Annotated in this window: 21 protein-coding genes; 8 read left to right on the forward strand and 13 right to left on the reverse strand. The window is 40.5% G+C overall.

The genetic code is table 11. From position 1 onward, the window contains the following. The first annotated feature begins 826 nt into the window (after positions 1 to 826). Positions 827 to 1,762: a magnesium transporter CorA family protein gene (locus F8L24_RS02690; RefSeq protein WP_294951486.1), complete on the forward strand. Its 936-nt coding sequence runs from the start codon at positions 827 to 829 to the stop codon at positions 1,760 to 1,762. A 23-nt stretch (positions 1,763 to 1,785) separates the two neighbouring features. Here the strand turns inward: F8L24_RS02690 and F8L24_RS02695 are convergent, their stop codons facing one another. Then, on the reverse strand, positions 1,786 to 2,445 hold the full coding sequence (locus F8L24_RS02695) for a response regulator transcription factor (RefSeq protein ID WP_294951488.1): 660 nt from the start codon (positions 2,443 to 2,445) through the stop codon (positions 1,786 to 1,788). A gap of 203 nt (positions 2,446 to 2,648) precedes the next feature. After that, positions 2,649 to 3,452 carry a DUF234 domain-containing protein gene (locus tag F8L24_RS02700; protein ID WP_294951490.1) on the reverse strand — a complete coding sequence of 268 codons (804 nt, stop codon included), beginning with the start codon at positions 3,450 to 3,452 and terminating at the stop codon, positions 2,649 to 2,651. Between the two features lie 200 nt (positions 3,453 to 3,652). On the opposite strand from F8L24_RS02700, the gene F8L24_RS02705 reads away from it, so the two are divergent. From F8L24_RS02705 to F8L24_RS02730, 6 genes are all read left to right on the forward strand, one after another. Further along, complete coding sequence (locus F8L24_RS02705) at positions 3,653 to 4,387, forward strand: helix-turn-helix domain-containing protein (protein ID WP_294951492.1); 735 nt, start codon at positions 3,653 to 3,655, stop codon at positions 4,385 to 4,387. Continuing rightward, positions 4,368 to 5,069 carry a hypothetical protein gene (locus tag F8L24_RS02710; RefSeq protein WP_294951494.1) on the forward strand — a complete coding sequence of 234 codons (702 nt, stop codon included), beginning with the start codon at positions 4,368 to 4,370 and terminating at the stop codon, positions 5,067 to 5,069. The genes F8L24_RS02705 and F8L24_RS02710 overlap by 20 nt, the downstream gene beginning before the upstream one ends. Positions 5,070 to 5,208: 139 nt before the next feature. After that, a complete protein-coding gene (locus tag F8L24_RS02715; RefSeq protein ID WP_294951497.1) occupies positions 5,209 to 6,516 on the forward strand; it encodes an ammonium transporter in 1,308 nt (435 codons plus the stop codon). 79 nt (positions 6,517 to 6,595) lie between these two features. Continuing rightward, positions 6,596 to 6,937 carry a P-II family nitrogen regulator gene (locus F8L24_RS02720; protein WP_294951499.1) on the forward strand — a complete coding sequence of 114 codons (342 nt, stop codon included), beginning with the start codon at positions 6,596 to 6,598 and terminating at the stop codon, positions 6,935 to 6,937. Between the two features lie 180 nt (positions 6,938 to 7,117). Beyond that, positions 7,118 to 8,290, forward strand: coding sequence for an ammonium transporter (locus tag F8L24_RS02725; RefSeq protein WP_294951501.1), 1,173 nt, complete (start codon positions 7,118 to 7,120; stop codon positions 8,288 to 8,290). Positions 8,291 to 8,302: 12 nt separating this feature from the next. Further along, positions 8,303 to 8,644 carry a P-II family nitrogen regulator gene (locus F8L24_RS02730; RefSeq protein WP_294951503.1) on the forward strand — a complete coding sequence of 114 codons (342 nt, stop codon included), beginning with the start codon at positions 8,303 to 8,305 and terminating at the stop codon, positions 8,642 to 8,644. A 13-nt stretch (positions 8,645 to 8,657) separates the two neighbouring features. On the opposite strand, the gene F8L24_RS02735 is transcribed toward F8L24_RS02730, so the two are convergent. From F8L24_RS02735 to hemH, 3 genes are read right to left on the reverse strand one after another with little or no spacing between them, the layout of a single operon-like run. Continuing rightward, positions 8,658 to 9,224: a YigZ family protein gene (locus tag F8L24_RS02735; RefSeq protein WP_294951505.1), complete on the reverse strand. Its 567-nt coding sequence runs from the start codon at positions 9,222 to 9,224 to the stop codon at positions 8,658 to 8,660. After that, complete coding sequence (locus F8L24_RS02740) at positions 9,211 to 9,519, reverse strand: VanZ family protein (RefSeq protein ID WP_294951507.1); 309 nt, start codon at positions 9,517 to 9,519, stop codon at positions 9,211 to 9,213. Before F8L24_RS02740 ends, F8L24_RS02735 begins: the two co-directional genes overlap by 14 nt. Positions 9,520 to 9,550: 31 nt before the next feature. Further along, the gene (gene hemH / locus F8L24_RS02745; protein ID WP_294951509.1) at positions 9,551 to 10,492 is read right to left on the reverse strand and encodes a ferrochelatase; all 942 of its coding nucleotides are present in this window, start codon (positions 10,490 to 10,492) and stop codon (positions 9,551 to 9,553) included. 77 nt (positions 10,493 to 10,569) lie between these two features. Between hemH and kdsB the strand changes: the two genes are divergently transcribed. Next, on the forward strand, positions 10,570 to 11,289 hold the full coding sequence (gene kdsB, locus F8L24_RS02750; RefSeq protein ID WP_294951511.1) for a 3-deoxy-manno-octulosonate cytidylyltransferase: 720 nt from the start codon (positions 10,570 to 10,572) through the stop codon (positions 11,287 to 11,289). Between the two features lie 66 nt (positions 11,290 to 11,355). Here the strand turns inward: kdsB and F8L24_RS02755 are convergent, their stop codons facing one another. The 8 genes from F8L24_RS02755 to F8L24_RS02790 form a co-directional block, all read right to left on the reverse strand. After that, positions 11,356 to 12,606 (reverse strand): type II secretion system F family protein, encoded by a 1,251-nt coding sequence (locus tag F8L24_RS02755; RefSeq protein WP_294951513.1) that lies wholly within the window; start codon positions 12,604 to 12,606, stop codon positions 11,356 to 11,358. Further along, the gene (locus F8L24_RS02760; RefSeq protein WP_294951515.1) at positions 12,603 to 14,342 is read right to left on the reverse strand and encodes a GspE/PulE family protein; all 1,740 of its coding nucleotides are present in this window, start codon (positions 14,340 to 14,342) and stop codon (positions 12,603 to 12,605) included. The genes F8L24_RS02755 and F8L24_RS02760 overlap by 4 nt, the downstream gene beginning before the upstream one ends. A gap of 47 nt (positions 14,343 to 14,389) precedes the next feature. After that, on the reverse strand, positions 14,390 to 15,010 hold the full coding sequence (locus F8L24_RS02765; protein ID WP_294951518.1) for a hypothetical protein: 621 nt from the start codon (positions 15,008 to 15,010) through the stop codon (positions 14,390 to 14,392). 124 nt (positions 15,011 to 15,134) lie between these two features. Continuing rightward, the gene (locus tag F8L24_RS02770) at positions 15,135 to 15,947 is read right to left on the reverse strand and encodes an ATP-binding protein (protein WP_294951520.1); all 813 of its coding nucleotides are present in this window, start codon (positions 15,945 to 15,947) and stop codon (positions 15,135 to 15,137) included. Continuing rightward, positions 15,937 to 17,550: a pilus (MSHA type) biogenesis protein MshL gene (gene mshL / locus F8L24_RS02775; protein ID WP_294951522.1), complete on the reverse strand. Its 1,614-nt coding sequence runs from the start codon at positions 17,548 to 17,550 to the stop codon at positions 15,937 to 15,939. The genes F8L24_RS02770 and mshL overlap by 11 nt, the downstream gene beginning before the upstream one ends. A 1-nt stretch (position 17,551) precedes the next feature. Further along, on the reverse strand, positions 17,552 to 17,965 hold the full coding sequence (locus F8L24_RS02780) for a hypothetical protein (RefSeq protein ID WP_294951524.1): 414 nt from the start codon (positions 17,963 to 17,965) through the stop codon (positions 17,552 to 17,554). Then, entirely contained in the window at positions 17,965 to 18,618 is a 654-nt protein-coding gene (locus F8L24_RS02785; protein WP_294951526.1) for a hypothetical protein, read from the reverse strand. Before F8L24_RS02785 ends, F8L24_RS02780 begins: the two co-directional genes overlap by 1 nt. Continuing rightward, positions 18,615 to 19,961 carry a hypothetical protein gene (locus F8L24_RS02790; protein ID WP_294951528.1) on the reverse strand — a complete coding sequence of 449 codons (1,347 nt, stop codon included), beginning with the start codon at positions 19,959 to 19,961 and terminating at the stop codon, positions 18,615 to 18,617. The genes F8L24_RS02785 and F8L24_RS02790 overlap by 4 nt, the downstream gene beginning before the upstream one ends. Between the last annotated feature and the right edge of the window lie 387 nt (positions 19,962 to 20,348).

Here is a 20,348-nt window from a genome sequence, read left to right on the forward strand (position 1 = left end):
AAAAATGATTTACTGGGAGGAGTAGCTTATTTGTTATATATCATGTCGATGATTGCTCTTCCTGTTGTTTGTATCGGCTCTTTTGTCATGTATTTTTTGAGATATTTTCCAAACTATTTTAAAAGCACATACCCATATATATCAATTCTATTTGTGCTATATAAGATATTTTAAGATTAATTAATGGGTTAGTTGCTACCCTACAAAGAGATGCTTAGGTCTTAGGTATAAGGCATGCGAGGTGATAATGATAACTTAATCAAGCCATGCGCTATAATAAGGAGGTGGCATTGAAAAGATTGTTCAGATACACAGTAGAAGTATTATACAGGGGAATTGTGCAATGATACTAAGATTATTTACTTTTTTTATGTGGTTTTATTTTACAATCAATGGAATCTCACTTTGGATAAGACAGAAAGACTTTGATATTATCGCATTTCTTTTTTATCCAAAATCTTATGGGAAGGCTTGGTGGTTCGATTTGACAAGTGCACCCTATTGGCTCTCTTTTGTTTTGGGAGCCGTATGCATTTTCGGACCTATTTATGTATATTTTCGCCAAAAAGAAAATAGTAATACATAGTTATCGCTTGATAGACTTGAGCCCTTAGATGCCAGGTGACAATAACAACTCACCAATCTACTTAACCAACCCATCACCAAAGAGCTCAACGGGAAAGTCTGACCACATTCTTTAAGGTCTATGACAAAGACGAAAATTTTGTCTACAGGTTTAAATACACACTCTGGGAGTATTTGGTTTTTTCATCATCTGCTTGGGAATCTTGCTGTATAATTTTCAAATCTGTTCAAAGGAGCCCTGATGTATCTTTTTAGCGATCGTCTCTATCGGAAAGACGAGATCGTCCTTGACGACAGCAAAAAACAGGTCGTATTTACCACGATCGACAATGAGATCATTTTAAAATGGCTTGCCGAACACAACTTTCCCGAAAGTTTTATTGAAGATATTCAAAATGAAGACCAGAGTATTGCTTATGAAGAGAATGAAAAGTTCAAACTGATCATTCTCAAATACTTCATTCAGGATGAAGAAGATGAATTGCTCTATCACGATGAAAATGTCGTCATTGTCATGACAGGCAATACCTTTCTCTTTCTGAGCCGTGATACAAAGATCATTAAAAATATTACCAACAGACTTTACAAACGGTATAAGCAGAGTGATTCTCTCGAATATATCACGTATACTGTCATCGACATCATGGTGGATCACACCATGTGGATCATCGACAGGATCGACGACCGCCTTGAAGAGATTGAAGACAGGATATTTGCCGAGAACCTCAATGAACAGGATGTGCAGAAAAGTCTCTATTTCGCACGCAGAACGCTCAACCGCATTGCCAAACTTTCTGTACAGTCCAACGATACCGTTAACAAGATCTATAACCACTTCTCTTCGGAAAAACGCCGCAAACTTCAGTATGAGTTCATTGACCTGAAAGAACACCTTTCTTTTTCCATTAACGAATCAAAAACCTATCTTGACCGTACAGGGTACCTGCAAACACTTCTTATGGGTTTTTTAAGCAACCGTATGAATCAGGCCATGCAGAGACTTGCTGCGATCTCTCTCATCTTTTTACCCATCACTTTTATTGCAGGTATTTACGGTATGAATTTTAAATTCATGCCTGAACTCGAATGGAAATACGGCTACTTCGCCGTCTGGATACTCAACCTTACCATTGCCTGGTTTATCTTCCGCTGGCTGAAAAAACGCAAATGGATCTAAGCCCGGAACGGGCGGCAGAACGATCAATAGGAAAATTTATATCCGCGTCTTCTGACGGTATGGATCACCTGGAAACCAAGAATACTCTTAAGTCTTTTTCTGATCTGGTTGATCGCTACTTCGACAGTGTTGTCACTTACATATTCCGGCTCTTCCCATAAGGCATTGATGATTTCGTCTTTGGAAAATACACGCTGTTTCCGCAAAGCAAGATAGGCAAGGATATCAAATGTTTTTCCATTCAGAGAAACGATCTTTTCATCGAATTCTATCTTCTTGTTCGCAATATCGATCACCAGTTTATCGATATTTACCTGGGTACCGAAAAGATGACGCATATTTGAAAGTACACGTGCCGCGATCAGATCGGGATACTCTGTATGCTGCGTAACAACATCATCTACCCCGAGATTGAAAAATTCCCGCTGGTTGCATACATCAGAACTTAAAATAATAATCTTAGTTTCACTTTTCTTCTTTTTGACTTCATTTACATAACGTTCAAGTGAGAATTTCACACCTTCATCTACAATAATGACCAGCTCATAATGTCTAAAATCCGTAAAATTCGTTGCATCATACAAATCTTTGGCATTGTCTACAATACAGATAAAATATTTATCTAATTCTTTTTCAAGCTCTTTAACATATTCGTCATCGAAGCCTACCGTTAATATTCTCATTTTTTGTTACGATCCAATCATCTATGCTATGGAGAAAAACCCATAAAACCTTAAATTTTATCGGCTTTTCTCTTTTTTTATGTATTTATAGCCAAAACTACCTTATTTAAAAATAAAACGTACTTTCTTTTAGTTTTTTTGGGTATTTTAAGAGAAAAGACGATGATAGTTCTAATTAAATACGTTATATCACTACATTATGCCTAAAGAAGTATCTTAAGATCATTCAGATCAAAGAGCAGCAGCCTCTCATCTTTCATCTGTAAAAGTTCATTGGAAAATCCGTTTTTTGAAAAAAGGACATATACGTCTGCCGCTATCCCTGATTTTTCCGCTTTGGCTTTAAGCTTTGAAAGTTCATTCTTGCAGATTTTGCGTTCTTTGTATTTGCATTCTCCCAAAATAAGTTTTTTATCGGTTGTGACCGCAAGCAGGTCAAATTCACTGTGTTGGTCCCAGTAGCTTCCGTGACTCAGCAGCGGTGTACTTGTACGGTAATACTGCTCCAGCATGTCATTGCACAACTGCTCATAGATCAGTGAGCGCAGGCGTTCATAATGATTTTTGAAATTTTCCAGAAACAATGTCCCTTTGCGTTGATGAAGGTCATTTCGGTAGCGGATGACAAATCCGAACCAGAAACGCATGAACGGTTTGCAGAAACGCAGTTTATCCTGTATGCGGTAGGAACGCAACTCTTTTTTGATCTTGTGCTTGGGATGGATACGAAGAGGCTGCTCACGCGTAGGTTCAATGTAGAGAATGCCCTTGCCGATCAGCTCTTTGACGATCTTTTCTCCGGCACTCTCACTCAAATACGCCTTTTTCAATACACTATAGAACTTTCCGTCACCTCCGGCAACGGCTGCAAGAATATCACTGTACGGTGTTTCAAGAAGGTAAGAAGGAGATATCAGTGCCTGAAAGGTTGAAAAATCATTGACAAAATTGCTTTTGACCATCGAAAAAAGATCGTCAAAGAAACCGAGATCAATATTTTCTTCCATGCCTCCCAAAATAGAAAAGTACTCAATAGACTGCTCAAGTGTCAAATGCGGGTTGTGTGTACAAAAATGTCTGAACGCGTTTTTTATAGTTCTACCTTGCTTTAAATTCTATTTTTAATAGTTTAACATAGATTTGATATAATGTGAATATCAATCAATGATGTTTTTTTAATCAAATTATATTTATAAAAAGTACTTATATGGAACAATTTTTCACCAAATCGGAACAGATACAGAACATCATCAAAGGATTCAATCTGACCAAAACCCTTTTTGTTTCTTCCATTATCATAGGAGAAGCCAATATTGGGAAGAAGAGTCTGGCACGCTACCTTTTCCCCTACAGTCATCTGGTATCGGGCAGAAACCAGCAGGAAGTAGAGGCTGCACTTGAAGAGTATGATGAGCTGATCATTACTGATTTTGAAAAACTGAATAACCAGGAATCACTTGACTTTGACAACAAGCGTATCATCGCTACCGCCAACTTCATAGGCAACTATACGACCATAGACAACCTTTTCGCTTTTATTTATACCATGCCTTCACTCAAAGAACGTCATGAAGATGCACTGTACATTAAAGAGTACTTTATTAAAGAGGCACAGCATGATCTTCTTCTTGAAGAAAAAGATTTCAACCTATCCAAAGTACCTATGGATCTGAGCACTAACAGTAAAAGCCTGAAAAAAGTCATTTATGAACACCTGATGATCCACTCCATGGACAAACAGAGTATCGAAGAAGCTGTTTATACCTATCTGCTGGAGCATATGGAGGGGAACAATGCCTACAAAGAGTACCTTGAACTCTACGAAAAACCTCTGATCGAGGCCGGCTTGAAAAAGTACGGCTCCCAACTGCAGCTTTCCCAGATTTTGGGTATCAACAGAAATACACTCAGGAAAAAGATCCATGAACACGCTATCGATTGATTTTCAGCCTTTTGTCGAATGGGACAACTCTCCCTTTGTCCTCTTCAGCAACCAGGGAAAGATACTTTACCTGAATAATGCAGCTGAAATTCTTTTCGGTTATGTTTCAAAACAGGAGCTTTACGATATTGCACTGGCCTATGCACCGCAGTCTTTCGGCTACAAGACCACTACACTGACACTCAGTTATGACTCTTTCAATTTTTATGCCGTGACAGTAGGCTACGAGAATGAAGAACATATCTCCATACGTTTTTACAACACACCGAGAGTCAAACCCTCAGCACCGCTTGAGAGCGGAAAACTGATGACCACTGACATCAATATACTGCTTGAAGCCAACATTGCACTCTTTAAAACAAAGAACAGCAACAAACTGCAGCTTCTCACCGACCAGGATATTCCTTCCTTCAAAATAGACCAGAACAATTTTTCCAAACTTCTCCGAAAAGTACTCGATGCTTTCAGGTCGTCCGACTCTATCAATATCAGTCTGAAACTGCTTATAGGCGAGCATGTTATTATCTTAGATAAAAAAGAACCCATAGTGCAACTTTCCATAGAAGCCAACGGAAGATATAATGATGCAGATGCAGAGATCAGAATGCTTGCCAACCAAAGTCATATCTCTGTTCTCCTCAAAGAACATGTTATTAAACTGGAAATACCTCTTATTCAGTAAGAAAAAACAAATGATTAAAAATTAATCACTTTTTTACTTCCCAAACAACTTTCGGCATGTTATGATACCTTTGTTCATCCCGGATGATGCAATAGGTTTGCAGCATTCGGGTTCATCAAACACATTCAAAGGAAACAGCATGAAGTTAAAACTTTTAGCTCTACTGGCATCATTGATGCCGATCGCCGCGATGGCGGAAGACAAACTCGATTCGGGTGATACAGCGTGGATGATGATATCTACAGCGCTTGTACTCCTTATGACACCAGCCGGTCTGGCTCTCTTCTATGCAGGTATGTCCAGATCAAAAAATGCTCTGAATACCTATGCAATGGTCATGGGTGCCTTCGTACTTGCATTTGTCGTATGGATCATTGCAGGTTACTCGCTTGCATTTGGAACAGCAGAAAGTGCCGGTATCCAAAAGTTCATCGGTGGTCTTGGAAACATTCTTCTCAGCGGTACAACATGGAAAGATCTTAGCGGTTCTTACCCTACTTATGTATTTGTCGCATTCCAGGGAACCTTTGCTGCAATTACTGTCGCTATTGCTTCCGGTTCAGTGATCGGACGTATGAAGTTCTCAACATGGATGGTCATTGTCGCACTGTGGGGACTGGTTGTATACGCACCTATTACGCATATGGTATGGGGCGGAGACGGTGCCCTGCTTTTTGATGCCGGTGCACTTGACTTTGCCGGTGGTACAGTTGTACACATGAATGGTGGTCTGGCCGGCCTCATACTTGCGATCCTTGTAGGTAAAAGAGCAGGTTATCCGAAAATGGCTATGCAGCCTTTCAGTATCATCCTGACTGCCGCGGGTGCTGCCATTCTATGGTTTGGCTGGTATGGATTCAATGCCGGTTCCGCATTCGGTGCGAATGCCGTTGCAGGGGTTGCCCTTCTTACTACCACGATCGCCACAGCCGCTGCCGGTATGACCTGGCTGCTTGTTGAGTGGGCTGTATATAAAAAACCGACACTGCTTGGTATCGCATCCGGTATCGTTGCCGGTCTTGTTGCCATCACTCCTGCTGCCGGTTTTGTCAGTGTAGGCGGTGCATTCATCGTAGGTATCGGCGGTTCGCTCATCGGTTTCTTTGGTGTTGTAAAACTCAAAAAACTGTTTGGCTACGATGACTCGCTCGATGCTTTCGGCATCCACTTCCTCGCAGGTTTATGGGGAGCATTGATGACAGGTGTACTTGCACTCAATGACAAAGAACTTCTCTGGGACGGTCCGCTTAAAGAGAGCGGTGACAGGATGGGACAGTTTATGGTTCAGGTAGAATCAGTCGTGGTAGTCGGACTATGGACACTTATCGGTACCGTTATCGTGTACTATGTTGCAAGTGCCTTGACAGGTGGCGCGAGAGTCTCTGCTGACAGTGAAGAGATGGGTCTTGACGAGTCAGTGCACGGTGAAAGAGGAATGAATTTATAGTAAAACCATAATCAGGGCTTTGCCCTGTTTTTTAGCCATCACTATACTATTTAGATAAAACGATTAGTAAGGAAAAAACATGAAAAAAATCGAAGCAATCATCAAACCATTCAAACTCGAAGATGTCAAAGAGGCATTGGTTGAAGCAGGTATCGAAGGTATGACTGTATCTGAAGTAAAAGGATACGGAAGACAACAGGGACATTCTGAGCTGTACAGAGGTGCAGAATATGTCGTTGAATTCATCCCAAAGATCAAGATCGAGATCGTTGTCAGCAGTCAGGAATATGCAGATATCGCAGTTAAAGCGATCAATGGTGCTGCCAAGACCGGCAAGATCGGCGACGGTAAGATCTTTGTAAGCCAGATAGACTCTGTTCTCAGGATCAGAACAGATGAAAAAGACGAAGAGGCACTTTAATCTCTTTTGACATAGGGAACTTTCCCTGTGTCCATCTCCGACTGATTAAAATTTAATCATAAAATTCTCTTTTTTTTAAAAATTGTTCAAAATATTGTATTATTTTATAGCAACAAAACCTTTCATTCTTTTCAAATAAGCGTTACACTATCCTACTTTATTTTTATAGGAGGATAAATTATGGAAATGAATTATGTCATAGACACTTTCTTCTCGCTCTTTACCATGACGCTCATCATCTTGATGGTGCCAGGCTTTGCAATGCTGGAGGCGGGACTTGTCAGAACAAAGAACGTCACTTCGGTACTTACCGTCAATGTCATGATCTATGCCGTTGCTTCTTTGGCATTTCTGCTCATAGGCTATACTTATGCTTTTGGCAGTTGGGACCATCAGGACAGCATAAACAAATATGCTTTTTTTCTCTTTCAAATGGCCTTTGTGGGAAAAGTCATCAACATCATGAGTGGCGGTGTCAGTGAACGTTCACGTATCATACCTCTGGTACTCTTTACGATCATTGTCGGTGCATTTCTTTATCCCACGATCGTCAATATCACCTGGGGAGCAAACTTTCTTTCAGGTACATTTCTCGATATCTCGGGGATGCATGATCTTGCAGGTTCGACAGTCATCCACTCCACAGGAGGATGGGCACTGGTTGCAGCTATCATGATCATGGGTCCAAGAAGAGGTCGTTACAAAAAAAATGGTGCGGTTCAAGTTATCCCGGCTTCCAATATTCCTCTTGTGGTACTTGGTGCATTTCTCTTATGGATCGGATGGTTTGGATTTAACGGTGGGTCAGTGGGCGCCATTTCAAGCAAAGAGCATGCCGATACAGTAGCACTTACGATCATGAATACCAATACCGCAGGTCTTTCAGGAGCGATCATCGGTTGGCTCCTTACTTATGTCAGATACAAAAAATTCGATGTTACCATGATCCTGAACGGTGCACTCGGTGGGTTGGTAGCTATCACGGCCGGCCCTGATCTGTACAGTATCTATGTACCGATTCTCATTGGAGCGATCGGCGGTGCCCTGGTCGTTTTCTTCGTACCCCTGTTCGACAAACTTAAAATGGATGATCCGGTAGGTGCCCTTTCTGTCCACCTCGTCAACGGTATCTGGGGAACACTTGCCGTCGGAATATTTGCAGATGTGAGTTTTATGGCACAACTTAAAGGTGTAGTCGTGGTAGGCGCTATTGTTTTTCCTTTATCATTTGCTATAATCTATATTATAAACAAATTCTTCTCACTGCGTGCAGCTGATGAAGAACAGCTTGAAGGTATCGATGCCATCGAATGCGGTATGGAAGCCTACCCGGAATTTAAACGAAGTATTTAAGGAGTATAAGATATGAAAAAAATAGAAGCAATCATCAAACCGTTCAAATTGGATGATGTCAAAGAAGCACTGGTTGAAGCAGGGATCGAAGGAATGACCATTTCCGAGGTCAAGGGTTACGGAAGACAGCAGGGACACTCAGAGCTCTACAGGGGTGCGGAGTATGTCGTTGAGTTCATCCCCAAAGTGAAGATAGAGATCGTGGTAAGTTCCCAGGAATATGCCGACAAAGCCATCGAAGCCATTATGAAGTCCGCCAAGACGGGCAAGATCGGTGACGGAAAGATCTTTGTCTCGGATGTGAATAAAACCATCCGTATCAGAACGGAAGAAGAGGATGAGGAGGCCCTGTAGTATTGAGCGCTTCTTAGCGCTTAAGAGCTGCTTCTTTTTTATATTGTTCTATCTTCTCTTCACTTGCTCTGATTTTCCAGTCTACCTGATTGGTTTCGAACTTACGTTCGATTTGGACAATACCACACTGTTTTAAAGTATACAGGGTTTTATCTATCGTACTATAGTGTGTAACAAATGCATACACAACCTCTTTTTCATAAACAATCATATCAGCAACCTTCAGTACTTCCTTGACCGCCAGTGCATATGCCCTCGCCATGCCGCCCGTTCCCAGTTTGATACCGCCAAAATAACGTACGATCAACACGGCACAGTTGATCAATGCTTCACCGCGCATGACATTCAGCGCGGGTACGCCCGCACATCCCTTCGGCTCGCCGTCATCCGAACTGTTCTCAACGACTTGATCGAATTCATTCAGGTACCGCAGTGCATAGACCACATGGTTGGCTTTGGAATGCTCCTTCTTCAGTTTCTCCTGCAAACCTTCGTAATCAGCTATAGGTACCAAGTAGGCAATGAATTTTGAGCGGTTGACCTCTGTGGTGATGACCGTATGTGCTTCAACGGTATGCATCTATGCTCTTTTTCAAAAACATATAGAGGAGCAGACCAATAGCTACCCCAATCATATCTGCAACGACATCCAGTGTTTCTGCACAGCGGTTCGCTGTAAAGTATTGTGAAAATTCGATCAGAATGCCATAGAGAAAAAGGAAAATCATTGTCTGTGCCGCGCTGATACGGTAGGAGAGACGCAGCAGGATAGTCAGTACAGAAAAAGCCAGAAAGTGAGTCCACTTGTCCGAAAGCGGACCCAGTGTGGGGGCGATATCCTGCGGCAGGACCGCTGCGATATAGGTCCCGACCAACGTGACCCAGAAAAGGGATCTCAAATGAGTGCTATAAGGCTGCAGCAGTGACTTTATCAACGATCATCTCCACGAATTTCTCACTGTCGTTCATACACGAAGCGACGATATAGTCCTCATATTTGATCTTTTCAGCGATCTCTCTGTGTTCTATATCAAGCTCGAACACGGTTTCGGAGTTGTCGATCGTGAATGCCAAAGGATAGATCAGTACTTTTCTGTGTGTCGGATTTCTAAGCACATCCACAAGGTTTGGCTCCAGCCAGGCGGAAGAACCCACTTTCGACTGATAGACCAGCTTGATATCATGGAATTCCACTCCCTTGCATGCCAGATAGGTTCTGATCGCCGAAGCATTTCCTTCTACCTGGTTCTGATAGGGATCCCCCGCCTTGATGATGCTCATGGGCAGTCCGTGCGCCGAGAGGAGAAGGTCATACTCTCGGGTATCTTTTCCCTCTGCCGCTTCCAGGATCTTCTCACAGCAGGCTTCGATATAACCGTAGTCATCATAATAGGGATCGATGACCGTGATCTTCGGCGCATACCCCATGGTTTCGCAGCGCCGTTCTATATCCTCGACAGAAGAGAGGGTCGTGGTCGTGGAGTACTGAGGATACATGGGAAAGAGTATGAGTTCTTCCACACCATTTTTCTGGCAGCTGTACAGTGCCTTGTCCGCAAAAGGAGGTACATAGCGCATGGCCGGATAGATCGGCAGGTCCAGACGGGTCTTCAGTTTTTCGATCAGTTTCTCCGTCAGTGCCGGCAGCGGCGATTTCCCGCCAAGCAGACGGTAGTTCTCTTTGACATCCTCCAGACGTTTGGAGATGATGATGTTGGCAATAAACTTGCGCATAACGGGATTCATCGTCAATATATGTTCATCTGCGAACATATTTCGTAAAAAAAGTTCCACCTCTTCAATCGTATTGGGGCCGCCCATATTGAGAAGTATCAGTGCCTGTTTCATATCACCCCTTTAAAAGTCTTGCTATTTTAGCATAGAGAGTGTAAAATCATACCTAACTACATACAAAAGGTTTTATTATGATCATCATTCCCGCCCGCATAGGCTCCAGCCGTTTCCCGAACAAAGTACTTGCTGACATAGGAGGCATTCCCATGGTCGTCAGGACGGCTATGGCCGTGCAGGAGATCGACTCGGTGGTCATCGCGACAGATGCACAGGAAGTGATCGATATCGCCAAAGAGCATGGCATCGATGCCGTCATGACATCCAACACACATAAAAGCGGTACGGACCGTATCTACGAAGCGGCACAGAAACTCGGTCTGCCTGAAGATGAGATCGTGATCAATGTACAGGGTGATGAACCTTTCATTGAGCATGAAGTGGTCCAGGCCATTTACGACCTGAGCAAAAAAAATGCTTCCAATGAACAGATCATGATGAATTCCTGCTACAAACTCATCAGCAACCCGGAAGCAGATGATCCCAATATCGTCAAAGTTGTTACAGATACAGATGAGATTGCACTCTACTTCTCACGTGCAAAGATCCCTTACCCGAGAGATCATCATTTTGACAGCTATAAAGGGCATTTGGGAATTTACGGTTTCACGGTACGTTCGCTACGAACATATTGTACACTGACACCGTCACCGCTGGAAGATATAGAAAAACTTGAGCAGCTGCGTACACTGCACTACGGCTATTCGATAGCTATGGTACAGGTAGATACAAAAAGTTTTGGTATCGATACACAGGAAGATCTGGAAAAAGCCGTGAAATTTCACCGGCTATAGAAGAATTATTACTACTCTTTTTATTCAATCGCTGAAAGAGAAGAAGACGTTTCCTTCTCTTTCATTTTATTCTTTAACCGCTTTGCCAAGATCCCACATCGGCATAAATATTCCCAATGCCATAAGCAATACAAGTCCTGCAATAAAAAACAGCAATACCGGTTCAATATAAGCCGACAGGTTATCGATGAGATCCTGAAACTCCATATCATAGTAATCTGTCACTTTTTCAAGCATCGCATCGAGCTGACCACCGGCTTCACCTGCTTTGATCATTTGCAGCAGCATATTCTGATAGAGTCCGGTCAAAGCAAACGCTTCTGCAAGGTTCATACCCCGGCCGATATTGGCATTTACCGTAAGCAGCTGCTCTTTGATTGCCAGGTTGTCGACCATACCTACAGCCGTATCCAGGGCTTCAGAAACCGGAATACCCGATCGTACTAATTCACCAAATACAAGATTGTATTTATGCATGGTAGAAAGAAAAATAGCTTTATTGATCAGGTAGAATCTTGGATGGATCATCAGTTTATCCATATTATACTTGAAATCCATATTGTTTTTATACAGATACTTGATACCTACAACAATACCGATCAGAATAGCAAGAATCAACAGCCCATAATTATTGAGTGCCCATTCCAGCTTCAATAATATTTGTGTCGGTATCGGCAAGTCTGTTTTGAATTTATCAAAAATGTCTTTAAATTTCGGTACAACGACCATGATCAGTATCGTAAAGGCTATTGCCATGGCAGCCATAGTGATCATCGGTGTACGGATCGCTTTTTTAAACTTTCTCGTATTATCCCTGATACTTTCAAGTATCTTTGCAAGTTTAAGATAGGATTCTGAAATATTACCCGTTCTTTCTCCCAGTTGAGTCATTGCAAGTGCAACCTGTCCGAATTCATCTACATAAGGCTTCATTGCATCAGACATACTGTTACCCGCATTGATATCACTGTTCATTTTGCTGTAGATCTCTTTAAGCTTTTTATTGTCCGTGTTGTCCGCCACATCTTCCAATGTATCTGTGATAGGTATACCTGCATCAGTCATAACAGCAATTTGCCGAATAGTGGATATTTTATCGTCAATAGGAATTTTTGCTTTAAAAGATTTTCTCATACCGGCCATAAAATTTGACAGACTTTCTTCAAGCGGTGCCGATGTCTCAACTGCCTTGGTGACCATTCCTGAAGAGAATTTGTTTTTTGCAATTTTGACGGCTTGTATTTTATTTTCCGCCTTGATTAACTCTAATCTTTTTTTCCCTCGTTCCATTACAGTCACATTAAAATATTTTGTCATAGCCTTGCCACCCTGTAAATTTCTTCAATTGTTGTTTTTCCCTCAAGTGCTTTGCGTACACCATCTTCAAACATACTGATAAAGCCCTCTTCCATCGCCTGTTTTGTCATTTCTTCTTTCGAGGCGTTTCTGGCAATCATTCTGGAGAAAGTTTCACTGATCGTCAAAACTTCTGAAATCATTTCCCGTCCTTTGTAACCGCTGTGGCCGCATTCTTTACATCCCTCACCCACATAAAATGTAGGATTTTCAGGAAGATACTGTTTGACATCTTTTAACAGACTTTCAGGCAGGACTGTCTCTTTTTTACAGTAGGGACAAATCTTTCGGACAAGCCTCTGTGCCTGGATCGCAACCAAGGCCCCTGAAACCAGATATTCTTCAATCCCCATATCCAATATTCTTGTTACCGCGGAAATTGCATCGTTTGTGTGTAGTGTCGAAAGTACCAGGTGCCCGGTAAGGGCTGCCTGGATCGCAATTCGAAGTGTTTCCTGATCCCGGATCTCCCCGATCATGATCTTATCAGGATCCTGTCTCAATATCGATTTCAAAGCAGAAGCAAAAGTCAAACCTACGTTGGGACGTACCTGAACCTGCTGTAAACCACTCATCTGGTATTCTACCGGGTCTTCAACGGTGATGATCTTGTCTTTAACGTCTTTGATGGCATTGAGTGCACCATAGAGTGTTGTTGTTTTACCCGAACCGGTAGGCCCGGTTACCAATACAATCCCGTAAGGTACTTTGATCGCCTGCGAAAACCTGTCATAGCAGAACTTACTCATCCCTGCCTCTTCGAGACGAATCATCGCTTTGGTTTTGTCGAGTATTCTCATTACAATCGATTCACCATAAATTGTAGGCAGTGTAGAAACCCTGAAGTCAAATTCTTTTTTTGATATGGTTGCAGAGAATCGACCATCCTGAGGCTTTCGCCTTTCTGCTATATCGAGATTGGAAAGCAGTTTCATTCTGGATGACAATGGACTGAATATATCTTTATCGAAGGTAAAACTCTGACGCAGCATACCATCGACACGTTCTCTGACAATACAGCTCTTTTCTGTTGCTTCCACGTGTATATCGCTTGCTCCGATAAAAATCGCTGATTTGAGGATAATATCGATCAGTTTCAGTACCGCAGGATTTTCACTGTCCTCTTCATCTGTACTGCCTTCTTTACTGAGGTCCTGACGGATCTCCATGATCAGACTTTTGATACTTTCATTAATTTCCAACCGATGAAGATGTTTACGGATTTGGCTGGGTTTTGATATAGCAATCTTGATAGGTTTTTTTGGGAAAAGCCTTTGAACTGCATCATGTGCCGCCATATCAAGCGGATCATCAAAGACAACAAGTACATTCAAATCACTCTCTTCAACAGGAATAACATTGTATTTTAAAAGTTGTTTGTAGGGCACTTGGGAGAAAAGCTTCATATCGATTTCAATACTATCAAGGTCAATATATTCCACATGAAGCTGCTTGGCGATCTCTTCGAGTATCGGCGTAATATCAATACCCTCTATCTTTTCAAGATGCTCCAGGGTAATAACACCCTGCCTTATTTTTTTGGCAAGGAAAATCTCTACCGTATGCAAATCTATCATATTCTCTGCTACAAGATTGGCAAAGGATATTTTTTTGGGCGGTCTGCTTTTGACTAATGTTGAAATCGCCTCTTTTGTTATCAAACCCTCATCCAACATGATTTCAATCAGTTTAACCATTTAAGACCTCTCTTTTTGTATGAACAGTAAAAACAATACAGTATTGTCTATACTTTTCCTTTTTTAATTTTCTGCAACAGTATTCTGGCTGCTCTTGAATTTGTCTGTTTAATATATTTTGACAAAATACGGATCGCTTCATTCCTGTGTCCCCGCTTTGCTTTTGCCTTGACAAAGATAAGAATACCTTCTTCAATGTTGCTGTCAACCGTATTTGTCTGCAGTGCCCAATATTCGGCTTTTTTGTATTGCCCCTTATTATAGTATATTCTGGCAAGAAAAAGGGAATCATCCGGATCTTTGGTCTCCCTGAAACGTCTTGCAACTTCCTTATAGGCATTGGCAGCAGACGTTTCTGTTATGTTCAGGTGAACTTTTTTATGTGGCACTGTTTGTATTTTCGTCTTTTTTACTGTTCTTTTTTTGACAGTGGGCATCTCAGTAGTGATAATATTCATTTTCACTCTTGGTTTTTTTCGTACCGTCTTCCCACTCGGGAGAGGAAGGTTTTCAACGATTTCATCAGAAACTTCTGCCTGTTCCTCTTCTGCCGATTCCTGATCCGTTTGCAATTGTTTCAAAGGAGCATCTTCAACAAAAACCACTGCTTTTTGTTTAGGTTTGGCAGTGATATTCTTATCAGTCGGCAGTATATGCACATTATTCATATCTTTTATATAATACAAAATGGCTATACCGGCCCCAAAAAGCACTAGGACAAAAAAGATGATGATATAAGGCCTTTTTTTCTTTTTTTGATACCTTTTCCATTCTTCTTCCAATGGCTTAATATCATACATCTATATATCCTAATTTAAGTGCTGCCATCTCTATGATCCGTTTGGGGATTTTAGTATAGTTTATTTTGGAAGGTTCATTGGCATCATAATACTCACAAATTTCAAAGATAGTGAACAAAAGCTTGTTGCACTCTCTGAAATTTCCCTGAGTGAAGGTATGAATAAGTTTCATCTCTTTTGCTTTGATACTGTTTGCTGTCTCAAAAAGATTCTTTTTGAGAAGTTTTTTGTGAACATAATTCGTCAAATCCTCATAATTGGCATTTTTCAATTCTATCACTTCCCATATGCGTGACTGAAAATGTTCTTTGGCTATGAGATCTTCATTCTCTGTTTTATGCAGTGAAACAACAAATTTCACAGCCCTGCTGTCAGACAGAAGACGTATCTTTTCCATCATTTCCGGACTATACATCTGTGCCTCGTCCAAAAGTATAATGATCTCCCGTTCCCCTCTTAAATTTTTGCAAAAATCCACTAAAGCAGAAAAATTTACTTCTGTATTTTTAGGTAATTCTTTTCCTGTCAAAACTTTAAATAATTTATGAAAAAATTCTTTTTCACTGAGTGAAGGTGTATCAAAATAGTGAATTTCTTTTTGATATTTCAATTTCTGCTGGATACGGTTAAGCAAAATACTTTTCCCTGTACCCGGACGGCCAAAAAGAAGGATCATTTTGAGAGGCTTGTCCATACTGTGCTCTAACTGTTTATAAGCAGTGACCGAAGTACTTAACTCTATGTAATCATCGATATCGATTGAATCGATGAATACATTTTTCGCAGATTCGTATCTACTTTTCATTGAGCTTTGTATATCCCAAATCTCTTAAAGTCACAGATTTGGATGTTTTAATAATATGCGGTGTGATAATCAGCACCAGCTCTTCCACTCTATTGATCTTTTCTTCATGCTTGAATGCATATTCCAATAGCGGGATATCTCCCAAAAGCGGTACTTTGTTGAGCTTTGTACCTGTACTTGATGTAATCAGACCGCCAAGAATCGCATGTTCGCCGTCTTTCACTTTGACCACAGAAGCAATCTGTCTTCTGATAAGATCAGGCGGAATTGTTCTGCTTCCCACTTTAGAATTCACATCATCAATGGTTTCCGAGATCGACGGATTGATTTTCAGGGTAATAATACCGTTACTGCCAATTTCAGGCGTAATATCAAGCAGAATACCGGCAAAGACTGAGTTTACAACTTCGCCCTGGGCCGTATTGGCATTATTACCTGTTCCCAGTGCACTTGTAGACTTGATCTTGTAAAACAGTTCTCTACCTACACTGATCAAAGCAGGCTGGTTATTAAGCGTCATCACCCTTGGACTGGAGATTGCTTTCACATCCCCCTGTGTCGCAAGAAATTTTACCACTTCATTAATTTCCGCTTTACCGGTAAACTGAACCAGTTGCGCATTTCTTGGCTGTGTATTAGGTGCAAATGTAGAATCTGTAATACCTGATAATTGATCAAAGGTATACGAAGCAACATTCTTCTGTGCCATTGCCAGTGAGTTCACGGTAAAGTTTTGCAGTCCGTACAACTGTGACCAGTCGACACCCGTCGTTCGACTGTCATCAAACTTCACTGCAAGGATTCTTACATCTATCAACACCTGTGTTTTGATCTGTTTGCTCAAGGCACTGATATATCGTGCTACCCTGTTGATCTGTCTTGCTGTACCGGTCACAGTAACCATCCCTGCTTCAGGGTTTACGATCGGTGCAAGCGGATTATATTCCCATACCTCTCCGTCAGGACCTGTCCAACCGCTACCTGTTTTAGTGTAATGCGTACTGCCGTCCGCTGCGCCTATAAGGATACGCTGTATTTCCTGTTGAACAGTCTGCCAAAACCTGAATTCATCATTGCTCTCGATCGAAATACCTGTTCTGGACATACTGTTTCCCGCTTTTCCGCCCTGTCCGCCCTGTCCTCCTGCACCACCAGAGGTACCCTGGGCCCCTTCGGCAGAATTAGCAGAATTGGCGATCGTAACATTTGCATTGCTCTTTCCGATTCTTTGTCCCGAAATATAGTGGATTTTGAAGGTTCTCGTGATCAGATAGGAAATAGTCAGTTTATTTCCCTTTAATGTATAGTAGAGATCATTGTCTTTCAGGATCGTATTTAAAAATCCTTTAAGCGTACTGTTCTTCAGCTTGACATAATACAGTTTTTTATTCATTCGCTTTTTTGCGGCATTATCCCTCACGATCACAGTCAAATTACAGGTTTCAGCCAAATTTTCTATCACATCGCCAATCGTGAGTTTACTATCGATCGTGACAGAAAAAAGCTTTGTAGAGCAGCTTCCCGCCACCATAGTATTTGTAAAGCCAATGAGCATGGCACATGCAGCAATAAACTTTATTCCCTTGTTTCGTATTGTTTTCATTTTATTCCCCTCCTGCTATCTTGATGAAATTATCTTTGTTTTCATGAAGAAACAATTTTTTGATTTGATTCCCATTTTTAAGTACTACACCTCTTTTACCTATATATTTCAGTGTATACCCTAAAATTTTGTCACCTACGCTTTTCCATGAATCATTAATGTATGCTTTTCCGTTCATGATAGCATGCAATGATAACTTCACCTCCTCCTGTATTTTTATCGGGGCTGCGAAGATAGTAAGATTACCTTCTTTCTGCCTGACAACAAACGGTTCTTTTGTTTGATCCAATGTGGCCAGATCAACACCTTTTCTTTTTTCATGGATTTTGACGATCATATTTTGCATTTGATCTACAGAAAGATTAGCATTAAGTGAAAGTACAAAGAGTCCAGGAATTAATAGTAATTTTTTCATTAGTGATTTATCCCCCATACTGAAATATTGATATCCGCTATAATCTGGGAAGTATTGCCGTCTAATGTAAGATTTGCACCATAAATATCTGTCACCAGTGTATTCTGCTCCAACTCATTCATAAACTTAATAATATTTTTATAACTTCCTTCACATCCAATACCTACTTCAAGTACATGTCCGAAACTGCCTTTGTTATTGACATAATGGTTTGTAATATACTTGATATCAACATTTTGCACTTGCGCTTTATCCGTAATTGAATTCAGGAATTTTGACCAGCTTTTTTGATTGAAAAGCATATCCGAAAGTTTTTGGATATTGGTATCAAGGAAGTTGATCTTCTTGTTTAACTTCACGATACTCTGTTTTTTCCTTGCTATGTCATTATTATACTTTTTCACATAGTATTCTCTGTCTCCGCCTACCGTAATTGAATTCAGATAAGTATTGTTATCTGCAATACGTTTTTGGATATTCTGCTTGGTGATCTCGCTTTTCTTATACTTCTCTTCTGCGTAAGGAAGTAGATAGGCATATGCCAGATAAGCAATGATACCGGCAACCCCTATGATAATCAGCCACTTTTCGCTCTCTTTTTTGGGAGCAAAATAATTATCCAGTTCTTCGAGTTTATCTTCTATAAATTTCATCTTAATTCCACCTTTAACAAACCTTTGTAGTATGCACTTTTTGGATCTTTTTTAATCAATTCAATATCTATGGAATTCAATTCTTTAAAATGTCTATGTGAAATATCTTTGATTAGTTCTGTAAGTTTTCTATCATTGGAACTTATAAGAGAGAGCCATAAAGTATTGTCTTTGGTATGGATCATGTCAACATGTACGTCATGCTTTGCAAGATCATTGGCGATCATATAAAAGATTTCAGATTTGAGCCTGTAGTTGACTTTTTTATCATAAATTGAGGTAAGCGTCTTTGTTTTTCCATTATATGTTCTGGAGAGATTTGCGATCCGCTTGTCAAGACCGGAAATTATTTTTTTCTTTTTTCCCAGGATCTGTTTATATTTATTTGCTTCTGCCGAAAGTTTGTTATCCTGGATCTTCAGTGCGTATATTTTGGCATCATTGGCATAGGACCCGACCAGATACACCAAAGGATATGCCAATCCCAGAGAAATCGCTGCCACGGTTGCAATAATGAACTGCCCGCTGGCACGGTTCACAAAAGAAGGAGGTCTGGGGAACATTGTCAGATTAACAACGGAGGCCTCATCTTCAAGATAGTCCAGAGAACTCAGCAGCATCAGGTACTGAAGCTGATCCGTGTACCATTCATTACTGCTGATATGGTAATCAAAATTAAAATCTGCAGACTGTAGTCCCAGATAGTTTTCACTGTAGTCATCCAAACCGATGATCGGCCCCTGCACACTTCCAATGAACATATTGTCTATGCTTTCAAGTTTGAATGCTCTTTTGACATAAATGATAATATCATTAATCGTAATAAATACTTCACCAAATATCTTCATCAGGTTTTTCTGGTAAGTACTGTCCGTGGTTTTTAAGCCCTCTGATTCCAATACAGTAAAAAATTCTTTTTCATCTACTTTTTCCCCCACTAGTTCACAGTATTTGTCATACATATGCTCTAAGGAAAAATCTATGGATTTTGAATAAAGATACTCTCCATTGCTGTAAAATGTCACAGATGCATCATACGTATTAAAATAAACAAAACAGTGGACACCTCTGTCTTGCAGTATCTCCCTTTTATATAGGGCTTTATAAAGAAGCGGGGCAGGGATGATAAGATCAAGATATTTGGTCTGCTCTTTCACCGGCATGAAAAGAGATTCAAGTACCTCAGGCTGTGCTACGAAAATATGAAATTCTCTTTCTTCTGCTGTCGTATCGACTTCCGAATAGGAGATCACATAATCCATAGCCTGGTCAAGCCCAAGCTCTTCATATGCCTTAATATCCAGAATATCCCGAATGTCCTCTTCGGGAATACTTCGGCTCAATTCTATTGTTGTAGTGATAACATCTTTATTGCTTATATAGGAACTGATAAAATTAGATTTATTATAAGTAAATTTTTTCAAAGGCTCAAGTTTTTCACCTTTAAATATATACTTCTTATCCGAATATGCATCAAGAATTACAATATTTTTCACATCTGATTTTGACTTTTTCGACGAATTTTTTTCCAAAAACATATTAAACTTCCTTGTTTATTGACCAATTATATATGTTATAATATTAAAATTATCTTATAAAGTTGTGTTTATTTAAAAAAATATAACTTTTTTTAATTATTTATCATATAAATAGACATGTGGGAAGTCTTTTAAACAGATATTTTGTCTTTTGTCCAGGCAATTGGCCGCAACTGCACAAAAATGTTAAAC

Origin of the sequence: Sulfurovum sp. (genome assembly GCF_015493435.1) — a bacterium.
Taxonomy (GTDB): Bacteria; Campylobacterota; Campylobacteria; order Campylobacterales; family Sulfurovaceae; genus Sulfurovum.